General features: G+C 41.7%; 4 protein-coding genes. 3 read left to right on the top strand and 1 reads right to left on the bottom strand.

The genetic code is table 11. The annotated features are described in order from the left end of the window. Together HWQ36_RS15985 and larE are read left to right on the top strand one after the other, a co-directional pair. Nucleotides 1-444, top strand: a 444-nt coding sequence (locus HWQ36_RS15985; protein ID WP_292704582.1) for a response regulator, incomplete at its 5' end; no start/stop codon positions are given. A 168-nt stretch (nt 445-612) separates the two neighbouring features. Then, nucleotides 613-1443 carry an ATP-dependent sacrificial sulfur transferase LarE gene (larE, locus tag HWQ36_RS15990; RefSeq protein WP_292704584.1) on the top strand — a complete coding sequence of 277 codons (831 nt, stop codon included), beginning with the start codon at nt 613-615 and terminating at the stop codon, nt 1441-1443. Nucleotides 1444-1558: 115 nt separating this feature from the next. Here the strand turns inward: larE and HWQ36_RS15995 are convergent, their stop codons facing one another. Then, on the bottom strand, nt 1559-2614 hold the full coding sequence (locus HWQ36_RS15995; RefSeq protein WP_292704586.1) for an SGNH/GDSL hydrolase family protein: 1056 nt from the start codon (nt 2612-2614) through the stop codon (nt 1559-1561). A 703-nt stretch (nt 2615-3317) separates the two neighbouring features. On the opposite strand from HWQ36_RS15995, the gene HWQ36_RS16000 reads away from it, so the two are divergent. Next, nucleotides 3318-3512 (top strand): hypothetical protein, encoded by a 195-nt coding sequence (locus HWQ36_RS16000; RefSeq protein WP_073640193.1) that lies wholly within the window; start codon nt 3318-3320, stop codon nt 3510-3512. Nucleotides 3513-3792 lie beyond the last annotated feature (280 nt).

The raw sequence follows: 3792 nt of genomic DNA on the forward strand, positions 1-3792 counted from the left end.
GGGGGAGCGGGGGAGGCAAAATACTTCTCATCTCTTTTGCCTTTTACCCCTAGTTATTCTGTAGATGTTTTGCTGGTAGAAAATGACTTACCCAACGCTGAGTTGATGCAAATTTATCTACAGAAATTAGGATATCAGGTGACTTGGGTTAAGAATGCTGCCGAGATGTGGAAAGCTCTAACACAGCTAGATCCAGCAGTGATTTTAATGGATGTTTATCTGGCAGATGGAAATGGTCTTGACTTGGTGCGACAACTGCGAGAAGCCGGGCAATATCAAGCGATTCCGATAATAGTTCAAACAGCAATGGCGATGAAAGGCGATCGCGAAACCTGTCTAACAGCTGGAGTAAATGACTATATTTCTAAACCGATTGATTTACCACTTTTAGCCAGTCTGGTAGCCAAGTACAGTAAAGCACCAAACTTAGTTGATGGGGAGTAGGGAGTGGGGAGCAGGGAGCAGGGAGCAGGGAGCAAGGGAGAAGAGTTTTCCCCCTGCCCCCTGCCCCTCTGCCTCTTTTCCATGCCCAATTCCCAATTCCCAATGCCCCATAACAAATGACTACAATAAAAATTGTTGGGTGCTATAGGGTTTGAGTAGGACTGGGAAATGATGCTGACAGAAAAATTTGAGCAATTAAAAGCCTTGTTTCAAGAGATGGAGCAGGCATTGATTGCCTACTCTGGGGGCGTTGATAGTACTTTGGTTGCTAAAATTGCTTATGATGCCTTGGGCGATCGCGCTCTGGCTGTCACGGCTGTTTCTCCTTCGCTGTTGCCAGAAGAGTTGGAAGATGCCAAAATTCAAGCCGCAACTATTGGGATTGCTCATAAAATCGTCCAGACTCACGAGATGGAAAATCCCAATTACACTTCTAACCCGGTTAATCGCTGTTATTTTTGCAAAAGTGAGTTGCATGACACTCTCAAACCTTTAGCTTTGCAGTTGGGTTATCCCTACGTGGTGGATGGGGTAAATGCCGATGATTTGCATGATTATCGCCCAGGAATTCAGGCAGCGAAAGAAAGAGGGGCGCGATCGCCTTTAGCCGAAGTGGGTGTCAGCAAAGTTGAAGTTCGCCAACTTTCGCAACAACTCGGTTTACCTTGGTGGGATAAACCCGCTCAACCTTGTCTCAGTTCCCGGTTTCCTTATGGTGAAGAGATTACTGTCGCTAAGTTACAACGAGTTGGCAGAGCAGAAATTTTCTTAAGAAAGCTGGGTTGGCAGAATTTGCGGGTGCGATCGGAAGGAGATACTGCACGCATTGAATTATCACCAGAACAAATTAAAGAGTTTGTGTTAACGACAGATTTACAAAAAGTAGTTTCTGTATTTCAGGATTTCGGATTTCTTTACGTAACTCTGGATTTGGAAGGTTATCGCAGTGGCAAGTTGAATCAGGTTGTGAATCGGGAAGCTTTGGGCGTTAAGGCATAAGATTTTTGTTATATGGAGATCCAGTTTATACTTCTTTACCTTCTACAGAAACTAGAAAGCAACCGTTAATCCTCTAGGTATTATCGGGCTGTTTTTCCATAAAAATAGCGATCGCTCAATCTTCACGCTGAGTCACCTTGTATTCTATCTGCTGTAGTGCCGAGCGCCACACATCATAACCCTCTTGCGACAGGTGCAAACCATCTGTGGTCAACTCTAGGCGCATATTGCCTTCCATATCGGTAAACCAGCTATAAATATTTAGATAATTAGCGCCTTCTTGTTTAGCAATTTGGGTTAGTTGGGTGTTGATGTGACGAATGCGGCTATTGGAAAGTTTTGCTAGGCGAGTAGGCAAAATTGATTGGACAATGATTTGAGCTTTTGGGTGAGAATTCCGTAAACGACGGACAATCCGGCGATAATTACGCAAAATTGTGTCATCACTAGCGCCTTTTCGTAAATCGTTAATCCCAGCCATGACATAAATCACATCCGGCCGGGTTGCCGAAAATGCCCCCAACCTTTTTAAAACCCCACTGGAAGTATCTCCAGAGATGCCTTGATTGAGCCACAATTTCCCAGTAGGCAGTTTTTCTCTAGGAAACCACATGCTCAAAGAATCACCAACTAAGATGCTTAGATGATTTGCACCTTGACCTTGAGCGATCGCTCTAGCTTCTAAAGCGAGTAAACTTTTCCAGTCATCATAAGTTAGTTGACGCTTCCTGATCGACTCCCACAAAGATTGCAAATTATCACTATCTACGCGCTTATAAATCTGACCTGTTTTCAGAGCCGCCAATCTTTGGTAGTAAAGTTGATTACCAGATGTCAATGAAATACCAGCTGCTTGGGCGCTGGGTTTGACTAATGATTCTGTTGGCGCTGGTAATCCCTCACTACTAGGTTCGGGTACGCTAGAGACGTTTTTCTCGTCTACCGTCGGCTGCGAATTTTTTAGGGGTTGGAACGCTTGCCCACTGAGTTCTGGTAAGGAGAGATCAACGCTGGGGATGATTTGTCTGCTTACTATTGTCTGCGAGCCTTGTTTTAAATCCCACAGGAATCTAGAACTTTCTGGCAGGACAATTGACAAATGTGGAAGAGCCGATGCTGGTATTGCTAATCCTGTTAACAAGCCTGCTGCCAACAGATAAGGGTCCCTCATCGCTTTCTCTCTCCTCTACTCACTGCTTTTCCCTATCACAGCATTAGTTGCCTGTAGTCAGGAAAATTTTACTTCGGTTAAGTTATTATTCTTATTTACACTGTATAGTTCTGTAAAGCGTGTTGAGGAGATTATCTTAGACAATTTACGATCTCTTTAAAGTACGGTTTTTTCGGTGGTATACAAGTCTGATTTGCGAGAATACTGGTACTGAAAGCACTATTTTTACAAACTGACTTTTTTTATAACTCAGCGATCGCAAACATTGTAAGTGTGTATCACCTTGGAGATTAGTTGATATCATACGACGATCTGTCCTTAGTGAGCAAGCAAAAGGTTATTATTATTGATGTTCGAGAACTTGCTCAAAAAAAGTTAAACGCTCAAATTTGTTTGGGATAATTCTGAAATCATCTCCAGTATTGTCAAATAATATACATATTACTCTGGGATAACAAAAGATAAATTTATTTTCATCCAAAAGTTAGTCTTTAGCTTTGATGCGATGATTAAGGGTTTGATAGAGATTTTCCAGTAGTAGAATAATTATCTGTACTTCTGTTGTAGTTCTGTATATATGATTTCAAGTTTATGTTTACTCATAGAAGTATGAGTTGAAACACATTTAAATTAAGTTTTAACTATAAAAAATAAGTTCATTGGAAGTGCTAAGATTTAGGCTTAATCATTAGTGTTTTTTTCCGTGGCTAGAGCTAGTACAGCGATTGGTGTCAGTCCAATTATCAAGGAGATTGTGCAAAAACAGGCACATTCAACACGTTTAACACTGAAAGAAGTGATTTTGATGGGAATGTTAGCTATTGATAAGCTAGATGATCAAGGTCGTCAAGAGCTAGCAGATCAAGTTCATCAAATGCAGGTGAATGGAGAAATTTAAGTGAGTAGTTATGAGTTCCGAGTTATAAATTTTAACTCCTCAGCCTGACTCTTTACTTAATTTGATTATTGACTAAAACGATAACGACTTCCCATTACATAATCTTCGTTATGTCATGGTTGGGCTTAGGCGTAGCCGTTGTAGACATCGCACTTTTGGTTAGCCTGATAATTAGACAGGGTTAGCGCGTCTCAAAGCCTATTGACAAGAGGACTTGCCTGATCAGCAATCTTTGTTGGAAACAAAGTGACACCATCCGAGGTAGGGTAAGATTTAATTC

It is taken from the genome of Nostoc sp. NMS2, assembly GCF_017115105.1.
In the GTDB taxonomy this organism is placed as follows: domain Bacteria; phylum Cyanobacteriota; class Cyanobacteriia; order Cyanobacteriales; family Nostocaceae; genus Nostoc.

Excerpts from the sequence above, each read along its gene's own strand:
- larE (WP_292704584.1), top strand. The coding sequence starts at position 613 with ATGATGCTGACAGAAAAATTTGAGCAATTAAAAGCCTTGTTTCAAGAG.
- HWQ36_RS15995 (WP_292704586.1), bottom strand. The coding sequence starts at position 2,614 with ATGAGGGACCCTTATCTGTTGGCAGCAGGCTTGTTAACAGGATTAGCA.